General features: G+C 74.5%; 20 protein-coding genes, 1 other RNA gene and 1 riboswitch. Of the genes, 10 read left to right on the forward strand and 11 right to left on the reverse strand.

Translation table 11 applies throughout. The features are described 5' to 3' along the window. Nucleotides 1-52: 52 nt before the first annotated feature. Nucleotides 53-454, reverse strand: an RNA gene (gene rnpB / locus ACFWMZ_RS25985) — RNase P RNA component class A. A 131-nt stretch (nt 455-585) separates the two neighbouring features. Between rnpB and yaaA the strand changes: the two genes are divergently transcribed. The 3 genes from yaaA to ACFWMZ_RS26000 all read left to right on the forward strand — a co-directional run bounded on the left by yaaA (nt 586) and on the right by ACFWMZ_RS26000 (nt 2,370). Further along, the gene (gene yaaA, locus ACFWMZ_RS25990) at nt 586-1,392 is read left to right on the forward strand and encodes a peroxide stress protein YaaA (RefSeq protein WP_383204493.1); all 807 of its coding nucleotides are present in this window, start codon (nt 586-588) and stop codon (nt 1,390-1,392) included. 74 nt (nt 1,393-1,466) lie between these two features. After that, complete coding sequence (gene eda / locus ACFWMZ_RS25995) at nt 1,467-2,126, forward strand: bifunctional 4-hydroxy-2-oxoglutarate aldolase/2-dehydro-3-deoxy-phosphogluconate aldolase (protein WP_383176395.1); 660 nt, start codon at nt 1,467-1,469, stop codon at nt 2,124-2,126. Nucleotides 2,127-2,241: 115 nt separating this feature from the next. Beyond that, nucleotides 2,242-2,370 (forward strand): LPFR motif small protein, encoded by a 129-nt coding sequence (locus ACFWMZ_RS26000; protein ID WP_383176398.1) that lies wholly within the window; start codon nt 2,242-2,244, stop codon nt 2,368-2,370. An 88-nt stretch (nt 2,371-2,458) separates the two neighbouring features. On the opposite strand, the gene ACFWMZ_RS26005 is transcribed toward ACFWMZ_RS26000, so the two are convergent. From ACFWMZ_RS26005 to ACFWMZ_RS26015, 3 genes are read right to left on the reverse strand one after another with little or no spacing between them, the layout of a single operon-like run. Further along, nucleotides 2,459-3,571, reverse strand: a complete 1,113-nt coding sequence (locus tag ACFWMZ_RS26005) for a bifunctional RNase H/acid phosphatase (RefSeq protein ID WP_383204496.1) — start codon at nt 3,569-3,571, stop codon at nt 2,459-2,461. Further along, nucleotides 3,571-4,314 (reverse strand): zinc ribbon domain-containing protein, encoded by a 744-nt coding sequence (locus tag ACFWMZ_RS26010; RefSeq protein WP_383204527.1) that lies wholly within the window; start codon nt 4,312-4,314, stop codon nt 3,571-3,573. Before ACFWMZ_RS26010 ends, ACFWMZ_RS26005 begins: the two co-directional genes overlap by 1 nt. Beyond that, nucleotides 4,311-5,177, reverse strand: coding sequence for a Nif3-like dinuclear metal center hexameric protein (locus tag ACFWMZ_RS26015; RefSeq protein ID WP_383176404.1), 867 nt, complete (start codon nt 5,175-5,177; stop codon nt 4,311-4,313). Before ACFWMZ_RS26015 ends, ACFWMZ_RS26010 begins: the two co-directional genes overlap by 4 nt. Nucleotides 5,178-6,147: 970 nt before the next feature. Here ACFWMZ_RS26015 and ACFWMZ_RS26020 point away from each other — a divergent pair. Together ACFWMZ_RS26020 and ACFWMZ_RS26025 are read left to right on the forward strand one after the other, a co-directional pair. After that, nucleotides 6,148-7,257 carry a hypothetical protein gene (locus ACFWMZ_RS26020; RefSeq protein ID WP_383204529.1) on the forward strand — a complete coding sequence of 370 codons (1,110 nt, stop codon included), beginning with the start codon at nt 6,148-6,150 and terminating at the stop codon, nt 7,255-7,257. A 46-nt stretch (nt 7,258-7,303) separates the two neighbouring features. Further along, nucleotides 7,304-7,468, forward strand: a complete 165-nt coding sequence (locus ACFWMZ_RS26025; protein WP_383176407.1) for a hypothetical protein — start codon at nt 7,304-7,306, stop codon at nt 7,466-7,468. A gap of 188 nt (nt 7,469-7,656) precedes the next feature. Here ACFWMZ_RS26025 and ACFWMZ_RS26030 read toward each other — a convergent pair whose 3' ends face one another. Then, entirely contained in the window at nt 7,657-9,303 is a 1,647-nt protein-coding gene (locus tag ACFWMZ_RS26030) for an MFS transporter (RefSeq protein WP_383204498.1), read from the reverse strand. A 207-nt stretch (nt 9,304-9,510) separates the two neighbouring features. On the opposite strand from ACFWMZ_RS26030, the gene ACFWMZ_RS26035 reads away from it, so the two are divergent. After that, complete coding sequence (locus ACFWMZ_RS26035) at nt 9,511-9,807, forward strand: GNAT family N-acetyltransferase (RefSeq protein WP_383204501.1); 297 nt, start codon at nt 9,511-9,513, stop codon at nt 9,805-9,807. Between the two features lie 75 nt (nt 9,808-9,882). Here the strand turns inward: ACFWMZ_RS26035 and ACFWMZ_RS26040 are convergent, their stop codons facing one another. The 3 genes from ACFWMZ_RS26040 to ACFWMZ_RS26050 all read right to left on the reverse strand — a co-directional run bounded on the left by ACFWMZ_RS26040 (nt 9,883) and on the right by ACFWMZ_RS26050 (nt 13,239). Further along, a complete protein-coding gene (locus ACFWMZ_RS26040; protein WP_383204504.1) occupies nt 9,883-11,130 on the reverse strand; it encodes a hypothetical protein in 1,248 nt (415 codons plus the stop codon). Between the two features lie 176 nt (nt 11,131-11,306). Then, the gene (locus ACFWMZ_RS26045; RefSeq protein WP_383204507.1) at nt 11,307-12,500 is read right to left on the reverse strand and encodes an acyl-CoA dehydrogenase family protein; all 1,194 of its coding nucleotides are present in this window, start codon (nt 12,498-12,500) and stop codon (nt 11,307-11,309) included. 97 nt (nt 12,501-12,597) lie between these two features. Beyond that, a complete protein-coding gene (locus tag ACFWMZ_RS26050) occupies nt 12,598-13,239 on the reverse strand; it encodes a CoA transferase (RefSeq protein ID WP_383204510.1) in 642 nt (213 codons plus the stop codon). Between the two features lie 376 nt (nt 13,240-13,615). Between ACFWMZ_RS26050 and ACFWMZ_RS26055 the strand changes: the two genes are divergently transcribed. The 4 genes from ACFWMZ_RS26055 (at nt 13,616) to ACFWMZ_RS26070 (ending at nt 18,193) form a co-directional block, all read left to right on the forward strand. Next, a complete protein-coding gene (locus ACFWMZ_RS26055; protein WP_383176422.1) occupies nt 13,616-15,385 on the forward strand; it encodes an MFS transporter in 1,770 nt (589 codons plus the stop codon). A 91-nt stretch (nt 15,386-15,476) separates the two neighbouring features. After that, nucleotides 15,477-16,145, forward strand: a complete 669-nt coding sequence (locus ACFWMZ_RS26060) for a class I SAM-dependent methyltransferase (RefSeq protein ID WP_383204512.1) — start codon at nt 15,477-15,479, stop codon at nt 16,143-16,145. A 70-nt stretch (nt 16,146-16,215) separates the two neighbouring features. Continuing rightward, the gene (locus tag ACFWMZ_RS26065; protein ID WP_383204532.1) at nt 16,216-17,124 is read left to right on the forward strand and encodes an N-acetylmuramoyl-L-alanine amidase; all 909 of its coding nucleotides are present in this window, start codon (nt 16,216-16,218) and stop codon (nt 17,122-17,124) included. A 202-nt stretch (nt 17,125-17,326) separates the two neighbouring features. After that, nucleotides 17,327-18,193 carry a hypothetical protein gene (locus ACFWMZ_RS26070; protein WP_383176427.1) on the forward strand — a complete coding sequence of 289 codons (867 nt, stop codon included), beginning with the start codon at nt 17,327-17,329 and terminating at the stop codon, nt 18,191-18,193. Nucleotides 18,194-18,286: 93 nt separating this feature from the next. Here ACFWMZ_RS26070 and ACFWMZ_RS26075 read toward each other — a convergent pair whose 3' ends face one another. Genes ACFWMZ_RS26075 through ACFWMZ_RS26085 form a run of 3 tightly spaced genes read right to left on the reverse strand, consistent with a single transcriptional unit; the run spans nt 18,287 to nt 21,473 of the window. Continuing rightward, entirely contained in the window at nt 18,287-19,354 is a 1,068-nt protein-coding gene (locus ACFWMZ_RS26075; RefSeq protein WP_383176430.1) for a prenyltransferase, read from the reverse strand. Beyond that, entirely contained in the window at nt 19,351-20,085 is a 735-nt protein-coding gene (locus tag ACFWMZ_RS26080) for a methyltransferase domain-containing protein (protein WP_383176433.1), read from the reverse strand. Before ACFWMZ_RS26080 ends, ACFWMZ_RS26075 begins: the two co-directional genes overlap by 4 nt. Continuing rightward, nucleotides 20,079-21,473, reverse strand: coding sequence for a glycosyltransferase family 4 protein (locus ACFWMZ_RS26085; RefSeq protein WP_383204515.1), 1,395 nt, complete (start codon nt 21,471-21,473; stop codon nt 20,079-20,081). The genes ACFWMZ_RS26080 and ACFWMZ_RS26085 overlap by 7 nt, the downstream gene beginning before the upstream one ends. Nucleotides 21,474-21,697: 224 nt before the next feature. After that, nucleotides 21,698-21,836: riboswitch (cobalamin riboswitch) on the forward strand. Nucleotides 21,837-21,883 lie beyond the last annotated feature (47 nt).

A 21,883-nucleotide genomic window follows, 5' to 3' on the forward strand; every position in this document is an offset into this window, starting at 1 on the left:
GCCGACGCCCGCAGGCCGGAGTGCTCGCTGAGGAAAAAATCGCGGAGAGCGGCAGACGAGTCGGGCTGTACGCCGGGTTCTGTCGCCCGGGAGCCTCGCGGCTTCCGGGGAGACGGCCATCCATCTAGGACCGGCATTGCTGCCGGCCTCGTGCGGTCTACCCGCGGACTCGGGCGAGCAGCCCTCAGGCGTCCGCGCAGGGCCGCCTCTCGGCGGCCCCTCTTGACCTTGCTCCGGGTGGGGTTTACCTAGCCGCCTGAGTCACCTCAGGCGCTGGTGGTCTCTTACACCACCGTTTCACCCTTACCGAGGGCCGAGGCCCCCGGCGGTCTGCTTTCTGTGGCACTGTCCCGCGGGTCACCCCGGGTGGGCGTTACCCACCACCCTGCTCTGTGGAGCCCGGACGTTCCTCGGGGGGATCCGGGGATCCCCACGCGGCCGTCCGCCCGGCTCGTCTGCCGTGCGCTCATGGTACCCGCAGGCCGAGGCGGTGAGCACGGCGCGGCCTGCGGGGACGGGCCATTACGCTGGCTCGGGCGGCCCTGGCGGCCGCCTGGGGTCTGTCGTCGCCGAAGGAGTCACATCGTGCTCGTGCTGCTGCCGCCGTCCGAGGGGAAGGCCGCCTCGGGGCAGGGCTCGCCGCTGAAGCTGGAGGAGCTGTCGCTGCCGGGGCTCACCGCGGCGCGGGAAGCCGTGCTGGACGAGCTGGTCGAGCTGTGCGCCGCCGACGAGGAGCAGGCACGGTCCGTCCTCGGGCTGAGCGAGGGCCTGCGCGGCGAGATCGGCAAGAACGTGGAGCTGCGCACCGCCGGGACGCGTCCGGCCGGGGAGATCTACACGGGTGTGCTCTACGACGCGCTGGGCCTGGCCACGCTCGGCGAGGCGGCGGCGCGGCGGGCCGGGCGGTCGCTGCTGGTCTTCTCGGGGCTGTGGGGCGCGGTGCGGCCGGGTGACGCGATCCCCTCGTACCGCTGCTCGATGGGGGTGAAGCTGCCGTCCCTCGGGGCGCTGGCGGCGCACTGGCGCGGGGCCATGGCCGAGGTGCTGCCCGCGGTGGCGGAGTCTGGGCTGGTGCTGGACCTGCGGTCGGCGGCGTACGCCGGGGCGTGGAAGCCGAAGGGCGAGGTGGCGGAGCGTACGGCGACGGTGCGGGTGCTGCACGCGCGCATGGTCGGCGGGGTGGAGAAGCGCTCGGTGGTGAGCCACTTCAACAAGGCGACCAAGGGGCGGCTGGCCCGCGACCTGCTGGTGGCGGGGGCCGAGCCCGGGTCTCCGGCCGAGCTGGTGGAGACGTTGCGGGAGCTGGGGTACGTCGTGGAGGCGCGCGAGCCGGCCAAGGCCGGGACGCCGTGGGCGCTGGACGTGGTGGTCACCGACGTCCACGGCCGCTGAGCCGCCCCACTGGCGCGTTGCGCTCTGCGCAACGAGCTTTGCGCAGAGTGCGTATCGGCCGCCATCATGGGCGCATGAGCCCTACGCCCCTGCCCTCCGCCGATCCCGCCTCCGCCTCCGTGCTGGAGCTGGCCCCCGTACTGCCCGTGGTGGTCGTGGACGACCCGGCGGACGCCGTGCCGCTGGCGCGGGCGCTGATGGCGGGCGGGTTGCGGGCGGTGGAGGTGACCCTGCGGACCGGCGGGGCGCTCGACGCCATCCGGGCCATCGCCGCCGAGGTGCCGGAGGCCGTGGTCGGCGCCGGGACCGTGGTGTCGCCGGAGACGGTGGACGCGGCGGTCGCGGCGGGGGCCCGCTTCCTCGTCAGCCCGGCGTGGACCGAGACGCTGCTGGCGGCGATGAAGGCGTCGGGTGTGCCGTTCCTGCCCGGGGTGTCGACCGCCTCCGAGGTGCTGGCGCTGCTGGAGCGCGGGGTCCGTGAGATGAAGTTCTTCCCGGCCGAGGCGGCGGGCGGGGCGCCGTACCTGAAGTCGCTGGCGGGGCCGCTGCCGCAGGCGCGGTTCTGCCCGACCGGCGGGGTGTCGCCCGCCTCCGCCCCGGAGTACCTGGCCCTGCCCAACGTGGGGTGCGTGGGCGGCTCGTGGATGCTGCCCGCCGACGCGCTCGCCGCGAAGGACTGGAACCGGGTCGAGCGGCTGGCCCGGGAGGCGTCGGGGCTGCGCCCGTCGGCGTGACCCGTACCGGCCGGTGGGCGACCGGGGTTTTCCGCCGCCGGGCCCGGGTACGCGCCGGGCAACGGCGCTTTCCGGCGCCCCGGCCGCCAGTCGGAGACCGAACGGAGGAGCACGCATGCTGAAGGCCATCGGAGATGTCTTCCGTCAGATCGGCGGTGCGATCGCCACCGTCGTCACCCTGCCGTTCCGCGCGGTCGCCCGCCTCTTCGGCGGAGCGTCGAGCACGGCGCACGGCCGTCACTGAGCCGCACAGGGCCGTACGAGAACGTCCCGCCGCCCGGGGTCTTCCACGCGGAAGGCCCCGGGCGGCGTCGTGTGCGGGTCCTCACCCGTCAGCGCAGGTGGCCGGTGTCGTTGAGGAGACGGACCGAGGCGTTGCCGTCGGCGTAGTAGGCGACGGCCGAGAGGGAGGCGGCGGCCAGCTCCATCCGGAACAGCGCCTGCCAGGGCGCGTCCAGGGCGAGCCGGACCAGGGTCTTGACCGGGGTGACGTGGCTGACCAGCAGGACCGTACGTCCCGCTTGCGCGGCGCGGAGCCGGTCGCGGGTCTCGGCGACGCGGGCGGCGACCTCGCCGAAGGACTCGCCGCCGCCGGTGGGCGCCGCGTCCGGGGAGGCGAGCCACTCGGCGAGGTCGTCGGGCCAGCGTTCGCGGACCTCGCCGAAGGTCAGGCCCTCCCAGGCGCCGAAGGCGGTCTCGCGCAGCCCCTCGTCCACGGTGACGCCGAGTCCGAGGCGCTCGGCGACGGCCTCGGCGGTCTCGCGGCAGCGCCGCAGCGGGGAGCTGACGACGGCCTGCACGGTGCCGCGAGCGGCGAGGGCCTCAGCGGTACGGGCGGCCTGGCGGCGGCCGGTGTCGGAGAGGCCGGGGTCGCTGCCGCCGCTGCCGGAGAAACGCCTCTCGGGGGTGAGGGCGGTCTCGCCGTGGCGCAGCAGGACGAAGGTGGTGGGGGCGCCCAGGTCGGGCGGGGCGGCAGCCGGGGGCGGTGCGGCCGCCGGCAGGTCGGCCGTCGACCCGGCGGCGCTCCACCGCTCACCGCGGGCTCCGGCGTCCATCGCCTCGTTGGCGAGGCGGTCGGCGTGCTGGTTCTCGGCCCGGGGGATCCAGGTGTAGGTGACCTGGCCGGGCGGGAACACCGCGGCGGCCTCGGCCGCGAGGGGCTGGAGGTCGGGGTGTTTGATCCGCCAGCGGCCCGCCATCTGCTCCACGACCAGCTTGGAGTCCATCCGGACCTCGACCCGGGCCTCCGGGTCGAGGTCGCGGGCGGCGCGGAGGCCGGCGATGAGGCCGCGGTACTCGGCGGTGTTGTTGGTGGCGGTGCCGAGGAAGCCGGCGGTCTCGGTCAGGGTCTCACCGGTGGCGGCGTCGACGACGACGGCGCCGTACCCCGCGGGCCCCGGGTTACCCCGGGACCCGCCGTCCGCCTCGACGGCGAACTGCCGCATCAGACGCCCGAGTCGGCCGTACGGACGAGGATGCGGCGGCAGTTCTCGCAGCGCAGCACGGTGTCGGGGGCGGCCGCCTTCACCTCGTTGACCTCGGTGATGTTGAGCTCCAGGCGGCAGCCCTCGCAGCGGCGCTGGTAGAGGCGGGCGGCGCCGACGCCGCCGTGCTGGGCGCGGAGCTTGTCGTAGAGGGCCAGCAGGTCGGCCGGGACGGAGCCGGCGACGACGGCCCGCTCCTTGGTGGCCGTCGCCGTCTCGGCATCGAGCTCGGCGGCGGCGGCGTCGCGACGGGCGGTCGCCTCGTCGATGCGGGTCTGTACGGAGGCGGCGCGCTCGGTGAGTTCGCCGACGCGCTCCTGGGCGGCCTCGCGACGCTCCATGATCTCCAGGACGATCTCCTCCAGGTCGCCCTGGCGCTTGGCGAGCGAGGCGATCTCGCTCTGCAGGCTCTCCAGGTCCTTCGGGGAGGAGACGGCACCGGAGTCCAGGCGCTGCTGGTTGCGGGCGGCACGCTGGCGGACCTGGTCGACGTCCTGCTCGGCCTTGGTCTGCTCACGTCCGCAGTCGCTCTCCTCGGTCTGGGACGCGACGAGCAGGTCCCGGAGCTGGGCGAGGTCCTTGGTGAGCGACTCGATCTCGGCGTGCTCCGGCAGGCCTGAGAGCTTGTGGGCGAGCTGGGCGAGGCGGGTGTCGAGTTCCTGGACGTCCAGGAGGCGGATCTGGTCGGCGGGCGCGGCGTTCAGTTGGGGGCTCCAGAGGAATCGTGGGAAACAGAGGGGGCGGACGCCGCGTGGGCGGTCCAGGGGTCGGTGACCGTCGGCGAGACGAAGGTCCGCAGGCCCCAGCCGTGGCGTTCGGAGACCGCGTCGAGCTGGGTGGCCGCCAGTTCGCACCAGGGCCACTCGGTGGCCCAGTGTGCCGCGTCGATCAGCGCGGGGGAACCGGCGTGCAGGGCGGCCTCGGAGGCGGGGTGGTGGCGTAGGTCGGCGGTGAGGAAGGCGTCCACACCGGCGGCGCGGACCTCGCCGAAGAGGCTGTCGCCGGAGCCGCCGCTCACCGCGATCCGGGTGAGCAGGGCCTCGGGGTCGCCGGTGGCGCGGATGCCCTGCGCGGTGGCGGGGAGGCGTTCGGCGGCCAGCGCCGTGAAGGCGGCCAGAGTCATCGGGTGGTCCAGCTCGCAGACCCGGCCGAGGCCGCGGCGGCCGTGCGGGTCCGCGGGGTCGGGCACCAGGGGGCCCACGACGCGCAGGCCGAGCGCGCCCGCGAGGGCGTCCGAGACACCGGGGTCGGCGCGGTCGGCGTTGGTGTGGGCGACGTGCAGGGCGATGTCGTTCTTGATCAGGGTGTGGACGACGCGGCCCTTGAAGGTGTCGGCGGCCACGGTGGTGGTGCCCCGCAGGTACAGGGGGTGGTGGGTGATCACCAGGTCGGCGCCGGTGCGGATCGCCTCCTCGGCGATCTGGGGGACCGGGTCGACGGCGAAGAGGACGCGGGTGATCTCGGCGTCCGGGTCTCCGCAGACCGTGCCGACCGCGTCCCACTGCTCGGCCAGGGACTGGGGCCAGAGGGAGTCTAGGGCGGGGAGGATTTCTGAGAGGCGGGGCACGGGGGCAAGGCTACCTGGGGGGCGGGGGTACCTCAGGCGCCGGTGGGCTGTTCCTTTTGCTTGGCTCGGTTGGGGCGGCCGTGGGGTGGCCTCAGGTGCCGGCCGGGCTGGACTGTTGGCTGGGTGCCGCTTGGCCGTGCTGGTCACTGGTGGCCTCAAGCGCCGGCCAGGCTGTCTTTGAGCGCGGCGCCGCTCGACCGTGCCGGTCACCGATGGCCTCAAGCGCCGGCCAGGCTGGGGTTTGGCTGCGCCGCGGCTCGACCGTGCCGGTCACCGATTGGCCTCAAACGCCGGCCGGGCTTGGGGGTCGCGGTTCGGCCGGCGGGTGGCGCGGGCGGGGCCGTACCGGGGCACCTCCTCACAGACTGACGAGGTGGGAGTGCGTCTTGAGTTCTGGCTGGTCCCGTCAGTCTGCTGCGGGGGCACCCCGGTACGGCCCCACCCTCCCGTCTCGTCGGCGGGGAACCGCCGGTGGTGGGTGGGGTGGTTGAGGGTGCTGGTTCGTTTTCGAGTGACGGAGAGGGGTGGTGAGGCTGGTGGCTGGGTGTGGTCGGGGCGTGGGGTGCGGGGAGGGTGCGGTTCCGGCGCGGGTGCCCGTGGCTTGGCCGGCGGCGGAGCCGAAGGGGCGCGTCGTTGTCGAGACGCCCGTCGCGCGCAGGGAGCGAAGCGGACGAGCACGTCGGGTGGCTCGACGACGACATGTGGCGCCCCGGAGGCGAAGCCGCCGCAGAGAAACGCACGAGCACGTCGGGTGGCTCGACGACGACATGTGGCGCCCCGGAGGCGAAGCCGCCGCAGAGAATACAGCCACTCTTTGGGGTGAATCAGGGGGATAAACGGTGCCCTCAGGGCGCGTGGGGTCACTAGCTTCGTCGCCGGAGGTGACGGCCCGATGACTACGGGTGTTTGTGCCATCGACAGTGCTCCCCCTGATACCGGTGCGCCGGGCGGGGTGGCGACGGCGGTGCGGGTGGGGGCCGAGGTGGTTCCGGCCGGTTGTACGTTCGCTGCCGACGGTTCGTACGCGGCGCGGCTGACCAGGGAGGGGCCTTCCTGGTATCCGGAACGCTGGACGTTCGGGCCGGAGCCGTACGCCGTCGCGCTCGCCGGGAACCAGCCGGAGGAGCCGGGGACGGAGGTGTTGCCGCTGACGGACGGGCAGGTGCTGATCCACCGGAATCCGGCGGGGCTGCACATGTTCTCGCTGCTCTATCCGACGGGTCCCGCGACGGGGCCCGCCACCGGGCGGCAGACCGGGGAGCGTCCGCTGGGGTCGGTGGAGTGCGACGCGCTGTCGTTGCTCCCGGCGGCGCCGGACGGGGTCACCGCGTACGCGCTGGCGCCCGGGGAGGCGAGCACCGCGGTGTGGCGGGTGGCGGGGGGCGCGTTCGGGCCGGAGCGCGTGGCGGAGGTGCCCGGGTTCTGCGGGGGCGGGGCGTGGCTGGACATCTCGGGGCGGCTGCTGGCGCTGGACCGGGAGCGCGACGGGGTGACGAAGACCGTGGTGGTGGATCTGGGGCGGGGTGGAGAAACGACTCCGCTGCTGCAGATCGGCGAACGCAGCAACGACCGGCTGCTGCTGGCCGACGCGGAGAGCGGGCTCCTGCTGGTCCGGTCCGACGCCGCCGGGGAGGACCGGATCGGCTGGGGGGTGCTCGGCAGCATGCTGCCGGTGCGTTTTCCGCGCTGTCTGCGCGCCCCTGACCTGCTGCTGACTCCGTTCGCGATCCAGCCGGGGCAGCTCCTCACCCCGGAGGGGTGCGCGGTGGCGCTGCGGATGGACGGGCCCGGCGGGACGGGCATCGGCCTGTGGCGTCCGACCAGCCGGCACGTGGTGGGGCTGGTGCCGCCGGAGGGGTGGCTGGCGGGGGCCGGGCGGTGGACACGCGCGGGCGTGTTGCGACTTCCGTACGCGACCCGGAATGTGCCGTGCGGCGTGGCCGATGTGCCGTTCCCTGTCTCTGCCTCGGAACCGGTGGAGGGCGCGGCAGCGGGGGTACCGGAAGCGGAATCCCCGGCGGCGCCTCGTCCGGTGCCACTGCAGGAAGCTCCGCTGACGGGGCGTGCGGAGGTTGGTTAAACTCGCCCGGCTGTAAAGATCGACTGTGTTACGGGGTGAGTTGTCCATGACCAGGACCAGCACGGAGAACGAGGTCGCGCCGCCGCACGTCCGGGAGCCCGCACCGGGTGCCGGAAAGCACCGGGGCCCGGCCGCCGGGAACGACGAGGGGACGACCCCGCAGGGCCGTCACCGCAAGCCGTCCGAGGGCCACGAGTCCGAGACGGCGTGAGCGAAGGCGTGAGCGAAGGCGTGAGCGGGGGCGGCCGCGGACCGTCCCGCGAGGCCGCCCCGCACGCGTGGCCATGAGGAAGTGCCCCGGTCGTTTCGGCCGGGGCACTTCCTTTTGCGGGGCGGGCGTCGCGTGGGTGCCCCGCCTCCGGGAGCCAGACCCGCCGGTCGTCCCCAGACGGCCCCCGGTCAGCTCTCCTGCCGGAGCGGGGTCGGGCCCGGGGTGTCGCCGCGGGCGGCCGTGGGGTTGATGTCGGGCGCGGGGACGACGGTCTCCGAGGGGCGGGGGTCGGCCGCGGGACGGTCCGTTTCCGTCCTGTCGTGGCCTGTGTCGTCACGCCCGGAGTGGTCCGCAGCGGAGCTGTCCGGCCCGGGGGCCGGGGCGTGGCCCGAGGCGGTCGGGGTGGCGCGGGGAGTGCGGCGGCGTTCGCGGGGCAGCCAGACCAGGCCGAGCAGGAAGGCTCCGGCGAGCATCAGGGCGGCGGTGCGGAAGGCGAGGGCGTAGCCGCTGGTGAGGGCCTCGGGGTCGGTGGCGCCCGCGGTGGCGGAGGCGGCGACGGTGGAGAGGATGGCCAGGCCGAGGGCGCCGCCCATGGTGCGGGAGGTGTTGATGAGGCCGGAGACCAGTCCGGCGTCGCGCGGGTCGGCGCCGGAGACGGCGAGGGAGGCGAGCGGGGTCCCGGCGAGACCGGCACCGGCCATCATGACGATGCCGGGGCCCAGGATGTCGCCGAGGAAGGTGCCGTCCGCGCGCATCGTCGACTGCCAGCCGAATCCGGCTGCGGCCACGGCGGTGCCGAGGAGGACGACCGGGCGGGCGCCCAGGGAGCGCATGAGCACGGGGGCGAGTTTGGCGCCGGAGACGACGGCGAGGGAGCTGGGTATCAGGGCCAGACCGGCGAGCAGCGGGGAGTAGCCGATGACGTTCTGGGCGTACAACGTCATGAAGAACCACATGCCCATCATCGCGGCGCCGCTGATGATCATGACGGCGTTGGCGGCGGAGACCGAGCGGACGCGGAAGAGCTTCAGCGGCATCAGCGGGGACCGCGACCCGGCTTCGACCAGGAGGAAGCCGAGGATCAGCAGGACGGCGACGGCGAGGGCCACCAGCGTGCCGGGGGCGTCCCAGCCCTGGGCCTCGGTCTCGGCGATGCCGTAGGCGAGGACGGCGAGTCCGGCGGTGACGAGGACGGCGCCGGGCAGGTCGAGGCGGCGGCCGGTGGCGGCGCGGCTCTCGGTGAGCCAGCGGGCGGCGGCGGCGAGCACGGCGATGCCGATGGGCACGTTGATGAGGAGGACCCAGCGCCAGGAGAGGCCGTCGGTGAGGACGCCGCCGACCAGTCCGCCCGCCGCGCCGCCGCCGGCGCCCACCGCCGACCAGGTGCCTATGGCGCGGGCTCGCGCGGGGCCCTCGGGGACGGCGGAGGTGAGGAGGGTGAGCGTGGAGGGGGCGAGGACCGCGGCGCCCAGTCCCTGGACGGCGCGGGCCGCGAGGAGCTGCCAGCCTTCCTGGGCCACTCCCCCGGCCAGGGAGGCGGCGGTGAAGACGGCGAGGCCGACGAGGAACATCCGCTTGCGGCCGAAGAGGTCCCCGGCCCGGCCGCCGAAGAGCATGAACCCGGCGAAGGCGATGGAGTAGGCGTTGACCACCCACTGGAGGCCCGTGGCGCTCAGCGCCAGGTCCTCGCGCATCGAGGGCAGCGCGACGTTGACGACGGAGACGTCGAGAACGACGAGGAACTGCCCGGCGCAGACGGCGAGAAGGACCGCCCAGGTCGGAGGGGTACGACGGCCCGCGGTGCGCGCGGAATCGGGAAGGGGGTGGTCGGCCATGCCTGTCATGGTCGCAGGCGAGGCGTGCCCCGTACACCGGGTGAGGGGGACCCCGGGACAAGGGACCAGTCCCCGGGCAGGCGGACGTAGGTCCTGCGGCCGAGGAAGCCTTCCGGTCCGGGTCCGGCGACCGCCCCCGAAGGCTCGTCGCCGAGGTTTCACCGAGGTCGCCACCTGGTCGAGCGGCGGGAGGCCCGCCGCCGCGGGGTGGAGACCGTTCGCTTCCTCGGTGCGCGCACGGAGGAGGGTGAGGTCGCCGCATGGGCCGACCTCTGCCTCGACCCGGTGACCGGGGCGGCGCAGATCGAGGACCTGATGACCTCGGAGGCACATCTCGGACGGGGCTCTGCGGGCGCGGTCCTGGCCACCGCCCTGCGCCTGGCCGCCGACCGCGGCTGCGGCGTCCGGTTCCTGACCGCCGACGCGGCGGACTGGCCGCGCCACTGGTACGAGCGGCGCGGCTTCGCCGTCGTCGGCCGCTCCCACTGCTTCGAGCGCGGATGACCGTGGCCGGCCCGGCCACGGTCCGCCTCCTTGCCGCACACGGCCCCCGCTTCCCCGCGGCGAACGCCCCCGCCGTCAGCCGCCCTGCCCAGCCGCAGGCGGCCCCGCCGGCCCCGGGCCCGTGCCGTCGCCGGCCCCCGGCTCAAGGTTGGCGATCAGCGCGTCCGCCAGTCCTTCCTTGCGGATGCGGAGGTCGACGTAGACCAGGGCGGCGGTGAGGTGGGTGAGAGCCATGGCGGCGATCTGGACGAGCAGGCCCACCAAGGAGCCGATCGCCGAGGCGGCGAGGGTGTCGATGAAGACCGCCCGTATCTCGGCGCTGCCGAACTCCCCGGTGTCGGCGTCGGGGGCCAACGGCGCGGGAGCGCCCTGGAACGCGCCGGTGAAGATCTGTACGGCCAGGCTCACCCCCATCGCCATGAGCCCGGCGAGCAGCAGCAGACCGAAGGTGCGCCACCAGCTGCCGCGTACCAGGCGGATCGAGCGGCGTATCGCGCCGACCGCCCCCTGCCCCTCGAAGACGGCGGCGGGGGTGGCGGGGACGAGCAGGACCCACAGCCAGACGGCGAGGGCGCCCACGCCGAGGATCAGGAACGGCAGCAGGCTCAGCCAGAGGCCGACGTCGCCCCGGTCGAGCAGGGCGATCATGGTCAGGAAGAGGAAGAGGATCCCCAGCGCGATCGGTGCCAGCGCGGCGAATCCGCTCAGCAGGTGGATGCCGAGGACGGTGGGGAAGCCCTTCACCGACCGCAGGACATGACCGAAGGAGGCGGGGCGGCCCAGCACCGCCTCGCGGGCGACGGTGGTGCAGGCCACGGCGACGGCCGCGTTGGCGACCACCGCCAGCACCATGATCGCCAGCCAGACCAGGCCGAAGGTGACCGCCACGGAGGTCAGTTCCGGGAGGGGCGCGGGAGCGTCGGCGGAGATGTCGAAGATCCGGTCGATCGCGTCCCGCCGGGAGTACCAGGCGCCGAGCAGCGCGGCTCCGGCGATGACGGCGTAGACGCCGTAGACCACGGCGATCACGCCGAAGAGCGCGCCCGGGTAGCGGCGCATGGTGGCGAAGACGCCGCCGAAGAGGTCACCGGCCTGGAGGGGCCGCAGCGGGATGACGCCCGGCTTCGGCGCGGGCGGCGGCCAGCCCCAGCCCCACGGCGGCGGGCCACCCCACCCGGGCGGCGGGGGCGGCGGCCCCCACGACGGCCCGCCGGGCTGCCCGGGCCCCTGCCACGGCGGCGGCCCGCCCTGCGGCCCGGGGCCGCCGCTCCCGTCGCCCGCTCCCGCGTGTCCGTCGCCCGGTCCTGGCTGTCCGTACGCCATGTCGTGTCCCCCCTGTCGACGGCGCGCGTCCGTGACGGCGCCCCTCACTGTCCACCCGGTGGGCGCACTGCGTGCCGCTCCCCCGCGCCCCGCCGGAGCTGCCAACGTATCCGCAGGTCAGCGGTGGGGGGAGGGGGGGTGCGTGGACCGTTACCAGGCCGATGCGGAGGGGGTTGTCAGCGGAAGGCGGCGTGGCCGGTGAGGGCCTGGCCGAGGGAGAGGGTGTGCATCTCGGTGGTGCCCTCGTAGGTGAGGACGGACTCCAGGTTGTTCATGTGGCGGATGACCGGGTACTCCAGCGAGATGCCGTTGGCGCCGAGGATGGTGCGGGCGGTGCGGCAGATCTCGATGGCCTCGCGGACGTTGTTGAGCTTGCCGAAGCTGATCTGGACGGGGTGGACGCCGGTCTCGCTGTCCTTGAGGCGGGCGAGGTGGAGGGCGGTGAGCGTGCCCTTGTGGAGTTCGAGGGCCATGTCGACCAGCTTCTGCTGGGTGAGCTGGAAGGCGGCGATGGGCTTGCCGAACTGCTCGCGCTGCCCGGCGTACGCGGCGGCGGCCTGCCAGGCGGAGCGGGCGGCGCCCAGCGCGCCCCAGACGATGCCGTAGCGGGCCTCGTTGAGGCAGGTCAGGGGCGCGGAGACGCCGCGGGCGCCGGGGAGTTCGGCGGAGGCGGGCAGGCGGACGCCGTCCAGGACGAGTTCGCTGGTGACGCTGGCCCGCAGGGACATCTTCCGCTTGATCACGGGGGCGGAGAAGCCGGGGGTGCCGGTGGGGACGGCGAAGCCGCGGACGCCCTCGTCGGTCTGGGCCCAGACGACGGCGACGGCCGCCACCGAGCCGTTGGTGATCCACATCTTGCGTCCGTCGAGGACCCAGTCGCCGCCGTCGCGCCGGGCGCGGGTCCGCATCGAGGCGGGGTCGGAGCCGTGCTCGGGCTCGGTCAGGCCGAAGCAGCCGATCGCCTCCCCGGTGGCCATCCTCGGCAGCCACTCCTGCTTCTGCTCCTCGGAGCCGAACCGGTGCAGGGCGTACATGGCGAGGGAGCCCTGCACGGAGACGAAGGAGCGCAGGCCGGAGTCGCAGGCCTCCAGTTCGCGGCAGGCGACGCCGTAGGCCAGGGCGCTCGTCCCGGCGCAGCCGTACCCCTCCAGGTGCATGCCGAGCAGGCCCATGGCGCCGAAGTCGCGGGCGAGGCCGGGCAGGTCGGGGATGTCGCCGCGCTCGAACCAGTCGCCGATGTGCGGGGTGATCTTGTCGTCGCAGTACTGGCGGACGGTGTCGCGGACGGCCCGGTCCTCGTCGCCGAGGAGCGCTTCGAGACCGAGCGGGTCGACGGGGTCGAGGGCGGCGCGGCGGGTGCTGGCGGACATGCGGTCTCCCTGAGGGTCGGGGATGGGTGCGGGGATACGAGGTCGGGGGGCGGCCAGGCGGGCGGTTCCGGTCCGGGGCCGCGTACCGGAGGGCTCGTCAGGGCGCGGGGTGGCCGAGGGCCCGGGCCGACTCGGCCTCGTCGTGGCCGAGTTCGGCGAGGATCGCGGCGCTGTCCTGGCCGAGTGCGGGCGGGGCGGTGCGGACCGGTGGGCGGACGCCCTGGAAGCTCACCGGAAAGGCGACCTGTCTGAGGGGGCCGGGGGCCGGGTGGTCGACGGTCCGGACCATGCCGAGCGCTTCGGTCTGCGGGGAGGCGTAGACCTCGCCCAGGTGGCGAACGGGGGCGGCGGGGACACCGGCGGCCTGGAGGACGGCGCTCCAGTGGGTGGTGGGGCGGGTGGCGAGGAGGGGTTCGAGGTGGGCGTTGAGGGCGTCGCGGTGGGTGACGCGGGCGCGGTTGGTGGTGAAGCGCGGGTCGTCGGCGAGGTGGGGCAGGCCGAGCGCGGTGGCGAGGGAGCGGAAGAGGGCGTCGTTGCCGACGGCGACGACCAGGTGCCCGTCCTCGGTGGCGTACGCCTGGCAGGGGACGAGGCTGGGGTGGCCGGAGCCGAGCCGGGTCGGGCGCTCGCCGGTGGCGAAGTGCGCGGTGGCCCAGTTGACGTCCAGGGCGAGCTGCGTTTCGTAGAGGGAGGTGGCGAGCGGGCCGGGGCAGTGCCCCGAGGGGGCGGGCTGCTGCATGCGTCCTCCACTGGTGGGCGGGGCAGGGGTCGTCCCCGGGATGCGGCGGGTGCCGTAGAGCGTCGCGCGACGGGATCACTCTGCACGAGCGGATCGGGTCCGGTCCATGACGGAGGCCGGCTCCGCGGGGTGGGTGTACGTCCGGACGGGCCGCGTCCGGTCGGTCGGTGAGCTCCCCCGCGCTCCCCGGTGCGCCCCCTGACGCGTCCGGTGCCGGGGCGCGTGCCACCGGGGCGCCCGCGCGGTGCGGGCGGCGAGGGGGAATAGTGGTGCCGTCAACCAGCTTCTTCTTACACGTACTTGGCACGCCGGTGGCCCAGCCGGCCCGCCGGTGGTCGCCCGTTCGCCCGCTTCCCTCTCCCCCAGGAGGTCCCTCTTGCCGCAGCTCCCCGATCCGGCCCCCGCCTCGAAGCTCCCACCCGCCTCTTCCGGCGGCGGCCGGGGCGTCGTCGCCGTCCTCGCCTTCGCGGGGATCACGGTCGCGGTGATGCAGACCCTGCTGGTACCGGTCATCAAGGACCTGCCGGCGCTGTTGGGGACCAGCGTCGCCGACGCGACCTGGGTGATGACCGCGACCCTGCTGGCGGGGGCGGTCGCCACGCCGGTCATGGGGCGGCTCGGTGACCTGTACGGCAAGAAGCGGCTGCTGCTGCTCTGCCTCGCCGTCATGGTGGGCGGGTCGGTGCTCTGCGCCCTCACCTCCGACCTGGTGCCGATGATCGCCGGCCGGGCGCTCCAGGGATTCGCGATGGGCGCCATCCCGCTGGGCATCGGCATCATGCGGGACGTGCTCCCCGCCGAGCGGCTGCCCTCGGCGATGGCGCTGATGAGCTCCTCCATAGGCGTCGGCGGCGGGCTCGCCCTGCCCGCCGCCGCGCTGATCGCCCAGCACGCCGACTGGCACGCCCTGTTCGTCGCCGCCGCCGTCCTCGGCACCGCCGCCTTCGCGCTGGCCTGGCGGGTCTGCCCGGAGAGCCCGGTCCGCGCCGAGGGCCGTTTCGACCTGCCCGGGGCGCTGGGGCTCGGGGCGGGCCTGGTCTGCCTGCTGCTGCCGGTGACCAAGGGCGCCGAGTGGGGCTGGACGGCACCGGCGACGCTCGGCCTGTTCGGCGCCGGCGCGCTGGTGCTGACCGGCTGGGCGCTGCACCAGTTGCGCTCCCCCTCGCCCCTGGTCGACCTGCGCACCAGCACCCGGCGCACGGTCCTGCTGACCAACCTCGCCTCGGTCATGCTCGGCGTCGCCTTCTACGCCGTCTCGCTGGTCCTCCCCCAGCTGGTGCAGCTGCCCACCGCCACCGGTTACGGCCTGGGCGAGTCGATGGTCATGGCGGGCCTGTGCATGGCCCCACTGGGCCTGACGATGATGCTGGTCTCCCCGCTCTACGCGCGCCTGTCCACCCGGCACGGGCCCCGGACGACGCTGCTGCTGGGCATGGCGGTGATCGTGCTCGGCTACGGCGGCGGCCAGGCGCTGCTCTCGGCCGCCTGGCAGACGGCGGTGATCGCGGCGGTCCTCGGCGCGGGGATCGGCCTGGCGTACTCCTCGCTGCCCGCACTGATCATCGGCGCCGTCGACCAGCGCGAGACGGGCGCGGCCAACGGCCTCAACACTCTGATGCGGTCGGTCGGCACCTCCGTCTCCAGCGCCGTCATCGGCATGGTGCTGGCCCGCACCGCCGTTCCCTTCGGCGGGGTGGAGGTGCCGTCGATGACCGGGTTCCGGCTAGCGTTCGTGATCGCCACGGGCGCCGTCGCCGTCGGCCTGGTGCTGGCCTTCTTCCTCCCCGCCGGGCCGCCGCCCCGGCCGGAGCCCGTCCTCGTCACGGCGGAGCCGCGGCCGGCCTCCGGTGAGCCGGACGGGCCGTACGTCCTGACGGGCCGGGTGCGCGACGCCGAGGGCTCTCCCGTCTCACGGGCCAACGTCACCCTGCTCACCCCGGGCGGCGTCCAGACCGCGCGGACCACCGCCGACGAGGCGGGCGCGTTCCGGCTGACGGCGCCCGGGCCCGGCCGCCACCTCCTGGTCGCCTCGGCGACGGGGCACGCCCCGCACGCGCTGACGGTGCGCACCGACGGAATCGCCGCGCCCGGCCCCGTCGAGCTGGTGGCGAACGCGGTCAGGGCGGGGGCGGCGCTGGCGCCCTGACCTGCGGGGCGGGCGCCCCGGCGGACGGGGCGCGGGGCGGGTGCGGCACGATGGGGCGGCCATCGCCCCCTCGCGTACTGGAGCGTCCCGCATGGAACAGCAGGCCGTCGCCGTCCCCGGCTCACCGATCCTCGCGGCGTTCGAGAACGCCAAGGGCTTCATGCCCGTGGACGAGGGGCTGGCGCTGTACGCGGCGGCCGTGGAGGCCGCCGGTCTCGGGCTGCCGCTGCTGGAGGTCGGCACGTACTGCGGACGCTCCACGGTGCTGCTGGCCGACGCGGCCCGGCGGGCGGGGGTCCTGGCCCTCACCGTCGACCACCACCGGGGCAGCGAGGAGCAGCAGCCCGGCTGGGAGTATCACGACCCCGAGGTGGTGGACCCGGTGGTCGGCCGGATGGACACCCTGCCGACCTTCCGCAGGACGCTGCGCGCGGCGGGCCTGGAAGAGCACGTGGTGGCGCTGGTGGGCCGCTCCCCGCAGGTGGCGGCGGTGTGGCAGGGCCCGCTGGGCCTGGTCTTCGTCGACGGCGGCCACACCGACGAGCACGCCACGGCCGACTACGAGGGATGGGCGCCGAAGGTCGCGGACGGCGGCCTGCTGGTGATCCACGACGTCTTCCCCGACCCGGCCGACGGCGGCCAGGCCCCGTACCGGATCTACCTGCGGGCGCTGGAGTCCGGGGAGTTCACCGAGGTCTCGGTGACCGGCTCGCTGCGGGTGCTGCGCAAGGGCGTGCCCGGGGCCGAGGAGCGCGGATAGCATCGCGGGCGTGTCGTACGACGGGGAAGCAGACGAGGAGCGCCGCCCGGCCGGCCGCCGGTGGGGGCTGGTGGCGGCCGCGGCCGTGGTGCCCGCCGCGCTGGCCGGGTGGCTGGCGTGGCAGACGCTGGGCGACGGCGGGGACGGCGGTACGGACGGACAGGGGGCCGCGGCGCCCTCGGTGAGCGCGCCCGCCTCACCCTCCGGGGAGCCGTCGCGGGAGCCGGAGGAGAAACCGTCCTCCGGGAAGCCGCCGGAGAAACCGGCCTCGCCGGGCGCCGGCCCTTCGCGGAAGCCCGCGTCGGGACCGCTGGCCGGGAAGACCGTGGTGGTCGACCCGGGCCACAACCCGGGGAACCGGAACCACACGGCGGAGATCAACCGCCAGGTCGACGTGGGCACCCACCGCAAGGAGTGCGACACCACCGGTACGGCCACCAACGCGGGGTATCCGGAGGCGGAGTTCACCCTCGACGTGGCGCACCGGCTGCGGAAGCTGCTCGAAGAGCGGGGCGCCACGGTGAAGTTCACCCAGGACGGGGACCGGCCCTTCGGCCCGTGCGTGGACGAGCGGGCCCGGGTCGGCAACGAGGCCGGGGCCGACGCGGTCGTCTCGGTCCACGCCGACGGCTCGGCCGCGGGCAACCGGGGCTTCCACGTGATCCTCCCGGCGACCGTGCACGGCGGCGGCGCCGACACCCGCCCCATCGTCGAGGAATCCCGCCGTCTCGGTGAGCGCATCGCGGGGAAACTGGTGGAGCGCACCGGTTCCGCGCCCTCCAACTACATCGGCGGCGGCACCGGCCTCGACGTCCGTGACGACCTCGGCGGGCTCAACCTCTCCACGGTCCCCAAGGTCTTCGTGGAGTGCGGCAACATGCGCGACGAGCAGGACGCCGCCCTGCTGACCGACGGGGAATGGCGCCAGAAGGCGGCGCTCGGCATGGCCGACGGCATCACCGTCTACCTGCGGGGGTAGGCGTCCGGGCGGCGCCCGGACGGCCGTTCGGGGGGAGGCTGTGCAGGTCTTGGCGGACCTCCTTTCCCGGCAGACACCCCACGGGGACGGGCGGTAGTGTCCTCCGTACGATGGGGGGTCGCCCCCACGCTTCGCACCGGCACTGAGCCAGGGCGACAGCGGACGCCCACTTGACCACGAGACGACTGACGAAGGACCTGAAGTGAATATCCGCTCTCTCACAAGAGGCGACGGCGTGGTGATCGTGGCAGCGGTGTTGCTGTTCGTCGCCTCGTTCCTCTCCACCTGGAGCTGTGACGGCTCGGCCTGCGAGGGCGTGGAGCTCCCGATGGCGTGGGACAACGGGGCCCTCGTGATGGGTGTCTACCTCGCCGGTGTCATCGGGGCCGCGCTGATCGTGGTCGCCCGGATGCTGCCCAACCCCCTCAAGGTCGCCGGTATCGGCCTCGGCCAGGCCGGCATCGTCATCTCGGTGTTCGCCGCGTGGAGCGCGCTCGGCGCCATCTTCGACCCGGGCGGCTCGCTGGACACCGGCAGCGCGGGCCCGGACGCGGGCATCGGCCTCATCCTCGGCCTGATCGCCGCACTGGTCCTGGCGGGCGCCGCCGTCGCCACCCCGCTGGTCCCGGCCCTGAAGGGCGCTCTCATCGGCGCCCCCAAGCCGCAGACCCCGCAGCCGTACGGCGGCCAGCCGCAGGGCGGTTACGGCTACCCGGGCGCCCAGCAGCAGCCCTACGGCGCGCAGCCCGGCCAGCCCCAGTCGTACGGCGGCCAGCCCGGCCAGCCCTTCGACGCGCAGCAGGCCCAGCAGGCCCAGCAGGCGCCCCAGCCGCAGCAGCAGGGCCAGCCGCAGGCGCCGTCGCAGGGCGGGGAGTTCGCCCCGTTCTGGTTCGCCGTGCCGGTGGCCCGCCCGCTCTACGGCGAGGACGGCGCGCCGACGCCGATCGCCGAACTCGCCCCGGGCAACTGGTACCTGGCGGTCGAGCAGCGTGGTGCGGCGCTGATCGCGCAGACCCAGGAGGGCCGCCGCGGCGTCCTCCAGGACACCACGGGCATCCAGCGCGGCTGACCCCCGCGACCACCCGCACGAGAAAGCGGCCCCGCCGCCCGGAGGAAGTCCGGGGGCGGGGCCGCTTCTCGTGGGTGGGGGCGTGGGTGCGGGTCAGCAGCACTCGGGTTCGAGGCCGGACGGGAGCCGGTCCCCGGAGAAGACCGCGCAGGTCGGCTCGTCGCCGCCGAGCGCGGCGACCGCGAGGAGGAGTGAGCCGGCGGTCCAGGCGGTGAGTTCGCGCGGCCAGACCGCCTCGTCCTCGAAGACGTACCCGGTCCAGTAGAGGCCGCTCTCGGCGTCCCGCAGGTGCTGGACGGACTGGAGGATCTCCAGGGCCCGGTCGGACTCGCCCATCACCCAGAGGGTGAGGGCCAGTTCGCAGCTCTCGCCGCCGGTGACCCACGGGTTGGGCACGACGCAGCGCACGCCGAGGCCGGGGACGACGAAGCGGTCCCAGCCCTCGTCTATGCGGGCCTTGGCCTCGGTGCCGGTGACGGCGCCGCCGAGGACCGGGTAGTACCAGTCCATCGAGTAGCGCTCCTTGTCGAGGAACCGCTCGGGGTGGCGGCGTATCGCGTGGGCGAGGAGGCCGGTGGCGAGTTCCCAGTCGGGCTGGGGCTCCTCGCGCTGCTCGGCGATGGCCAGCGCGCAGCGCAGTGCCTGGTGGACGGAGGAGGAGCCGGTGAGGAGCGCGTCGGCGACGGCGGTACCGTCGGCCTCGCGCTTCCAGCCGATCTGCCCGCCGGGCTGCTGGAGGGCGAGAACGTGTTCGACGGCGGCGGCGACCACCGGCCACATCCGGTCGAGGAAGGCGTCGTCGCCGGTGGCGAGGTAGTGGTGCCAGACGCCGACCGCGACGTAGGCGGTGAAGTTGGACTCGCGGCCGCGGTCGGTGGGCTCCTCGGCGTCGCCGTCGGCGTAGGCGGCGTACCAGGAGCCGTCGGGGAGCTGGTGGCGGGCCAGCCACTCGTAGGCACGGGCGGCGGCGTCGTGCTCGCCGGCCGCGTCGAGTCCCATGGCGGCCTCGGTGTGGTCCCACGGGTCGAGGTGGTGCCCGCGGAACCACGGTATGGCCCCGTCGCCGCGCTGCACGGCGAGCAGTCCCGCGACGGTGGCGCGGGCCTCCTGCTCGGTCAAAACCCCGGGCAGGACCAGGTGTTCCGTCCGGGGAGAGGTCACTGGGCGGCCGCCGTCGGGAGGTGGGGCTTGGTGGCGTAGGCGACGAAGCTCTTGCCGACGACCGGGTTGAGGAGCTGCTCGGCGACCCGGGTCAGCGCGGGCTTCTTCATGATGTCCCAGACCAGCAGCTTGTGGTACGCCCGCACCGGCAGCGCCTTGTCGTTGTCGACGCCGAAGGCGCACTTGAGCCACCAGTAGGGGCTGTGCAGGGCGTGCGCGTGATGGGTGCCGTACGGCTTGAGTCCGGCGCCGCGCATCTTGCCGAGGAGTTCGTCGGCCTTGTAGATGCGGATGTGGCCGCCCTCGACCTCGTGGTACTCGTCGGAGAGCGCCCAGCAGACCTTCTCCGGGCCGTAGCGGGGCACGGTGACCGCGATGCGGCCGCCGGGCTTGAGGACGCGGACCATCTCGGCGAGGACGCCCTTGTCGTCGGGGATGTGCTCCATCACCTCGGAGATGATGACGACGTCGAAGGACTCGTCGGGGAAGGGCAGGTTGAGGGCGTCGCCCTCCATCGCGGTGGCGGTGGCTCCGGCCGGGGCCTCACCGGCCTCCTTCATCGCCGCGAACCAGGTGGCGACCTCGCGGATCTCCTCGGCGTTGCGGTCCAGCGCCACCACCTGCGCGCCGCGCCGGTAGCACTCGAAGGCGTGGCGCCCCGCGCCGCAGCCCAGATCGAGCACGCGGTCGCCTGCGGCGAGCGGGAAGCGGGTGAAGTCGACGGTCAGCACGTGGACCTGCTTTCGCGGTCGGGTCGGGCGGTGGCGGCCGGGGCGGCGGGGCGACCCGGGCTCCCGGCGATGGCCTGGCGGTAGTGGGCGACGGTGCCGAGGGCGGCCTGGCGCCAGGTGAACTTGGCGAGGACCCGGGCGCGTCCGGCGGTGCCGAGGCGGCGGCGCAGCTCCGGGTCGGCGAGGAGCTTGCCGAGGGCGGTCGCGAGGGCCCCGGCGTCGCCGGGCGGGACGGCGAGGCAGGTGTCTCCGTCGGCTCCGGCCACCTCGGGGATGGCGCCGCCGGTGGTGGCGACCAGCGGGGTGCCGGTGGCCATGGCCTCGGCGGCGGGCAGCGAGAACCCCTCGTAGAGGGAGGGGACGCACGCGATCTCGGCGGAGCGGATCAGGTCGACCAGTTCGGCGTCGCTGATGCCCTTGACGAACTCGATGGCGCCGGTGAGGCCGAACCGCTCGATGGCCTGCGCGACGGGGCCGTCCTCGGCGGGGCGGCCGACGACGACGAGGTGCGCGTCGGGGTTCTCGGTGCGGAGCTTGGCGAGCGCCTCCACCAGGTGGACGAGGCCCTTGAGGGGTACGTCGGCGCTGGAGGTGGTGACGATCCGGCCGGGCACCTCGGCGACGGACGGGTCGGGCGAGAAGAGGTCGGTGTCGGCGCCGATGTGGACGACGTGGACCCGCTCGGACCGCACGCCGAAGTGGTCGACGATCTCCTGGCGGGAGGTGCCGGAGACGGTGAGGACCGACGGCAGCTTCCGGGCGACACGTTTCTGCATCCGTGTGAAGCCGTACCAGCGGCGGACCGAGAGGCGGCGGACGAACGAGTCGGCGGCGTCCAGTTCCAGCTGCCGGTCGACGGTGATGGGGTGGTGGACGGTGGTGACGAGCGGGGCACCGAGCGCGCGGGCGCCGCCGAGCAGGCCGTAACCGAGTGTCTGGTTGTCGTGGATGACGTCGAACCGTCCGGCGAGCGCGGCGAGATGGCGGCGGGCGCGGAGGCTGAAGGTGAGCGGCTCGGGGAAGCCGCCGGTCCACATGGTGGCGACCTCCAGCGCGTCGACCCAGTCGCGGTACTCGCCCCGGCGGGGGGTGCGGAAGGGGTCGGGCTGGCGGTAGAGGTCGAGGCTGGCCAGTTCGGTCAGCTCCACGCCCTCGTCGAGGACCGGGTAGGGCTGGGCGCCGATGACCTCGACGTGGTGGCCGAGCCGGGCCAGTTCGCGGGAGAGGTGGCGGACGTAGACGCCCTGGCCGCCGCAGAAGGGGTCGCCCTTGTAGGTGAGGAGGGCGATGCGCAGCGGGCGGTCGCCACCCGCGAGGGGGTCGCCCGAGGCCGGTTCCGGGGAGGCTTGCTGTCGTGCGGGGTCCGCCTCCATGGCCTCAGCGGTCACTACCCGGCCCCCTTCTGCCAGCACAATGTCCCGGGAGGTTACGCCGGGACTCCGATCCGCAACAAGTTTCGGCGCGGTCGGTCTTGATCGTTCACGAAGCATCGAATCTACCGGCAGGTAGCTCTTTCGGGTCCTCCGGAACAGGTGATTCGCACCACGACCCGGACGGCGCGGGCCCCGGGCTCCCGGCCACCGGGAAACGGCCCCGGCCCACCACACCCCCGCACCGGTACAGTGACCAGGTCGTCGTCAGGACCGAGTGAGGGGAAGCCGGTGGGAATCCGGCGCTGACCCGCAGCCGTGAGCCGCCCGGACATCCGGGCCGGCACAGCCGGAATGCCTCACCGGACTCATGACCGGCTCGCGCCGCCGGACCCCTCCGGCGGCCGGCACCGTCGAGGCATACGGAG

The organism is Streptomyces sp. NPDC058373 (assembly GCF_042723275.1).
Lineage (GTDB): Bacteria > Actinomycetota > Actinomycetes > Streptomycetales > Streptomycetaceae > Streptomyces.

Coding starts and splice junctions, on each gene's coding strand:
- eda (WP_383176395.1), top strand. CDS start 1,467: ATGAGCCCTACGCCCCTGCCCTCCGCCGATCCCGCCTCCGCCTCCGTG.
- ACFWMZ_RS26000 (WP_383176398.1), top strand. CDS start 2,242: ATGCTGAAGGCCATCGGAGATGTCTTCCGTCAGATCGGCGGTGCGATC.
- ACFWMZ_RS26005 (WP_383204496.1), bottom strand. CDS start 3,571: ATGCGGCAGTTCGCCGTCGAGGCGGACGGCGGGTCCCGGGGTAACCCG.
- ACFWMZ_RS26025 (WP_383176407.1), top strand. CDS start 7,304: ATGACCAGGACCAGCACGGAGAACGAGGTCGCGCCGCCGCACGTCCGG.
- ACFWMZ_RS26030 (WP_383204498.1), bottom strand. CDS start 9,303: ATGGCCGACCACCCCCTTCCCGATTCCGCGCGCACCGCGGGCCGTCGT.
- ACFWMZ_RS26040 (WP_383204504.1), bottom strand. CDS start 11,130: ATGGCGTACGGACAGCCAGGACCGGGCGACGGACACGCGGGAGCGGGC.
- ACFWMZ_RS26045 (WP_383204507.1), bottom strand. CDS start 12,500: ATGTCCGCCAGCACCCGCCGCGCCGCCCTCGACCCCGTCGACCCGCTC.
- ACFWMZ_RS26050 (WP_383204510.1), bottom strand. CDS start 13,239: ATGCAGCAGCCCGCCCCCTCGGGGCACTGCCCCGGCCCGCTCGCCACC.
- ACFWMZ_RS26060 (WP_383204512.1), top strand. CDS start 15,477: ATGGAACAGCAGGCCGTCGCCGTCCCCGGCTCACCGATCCTCGCGGCG.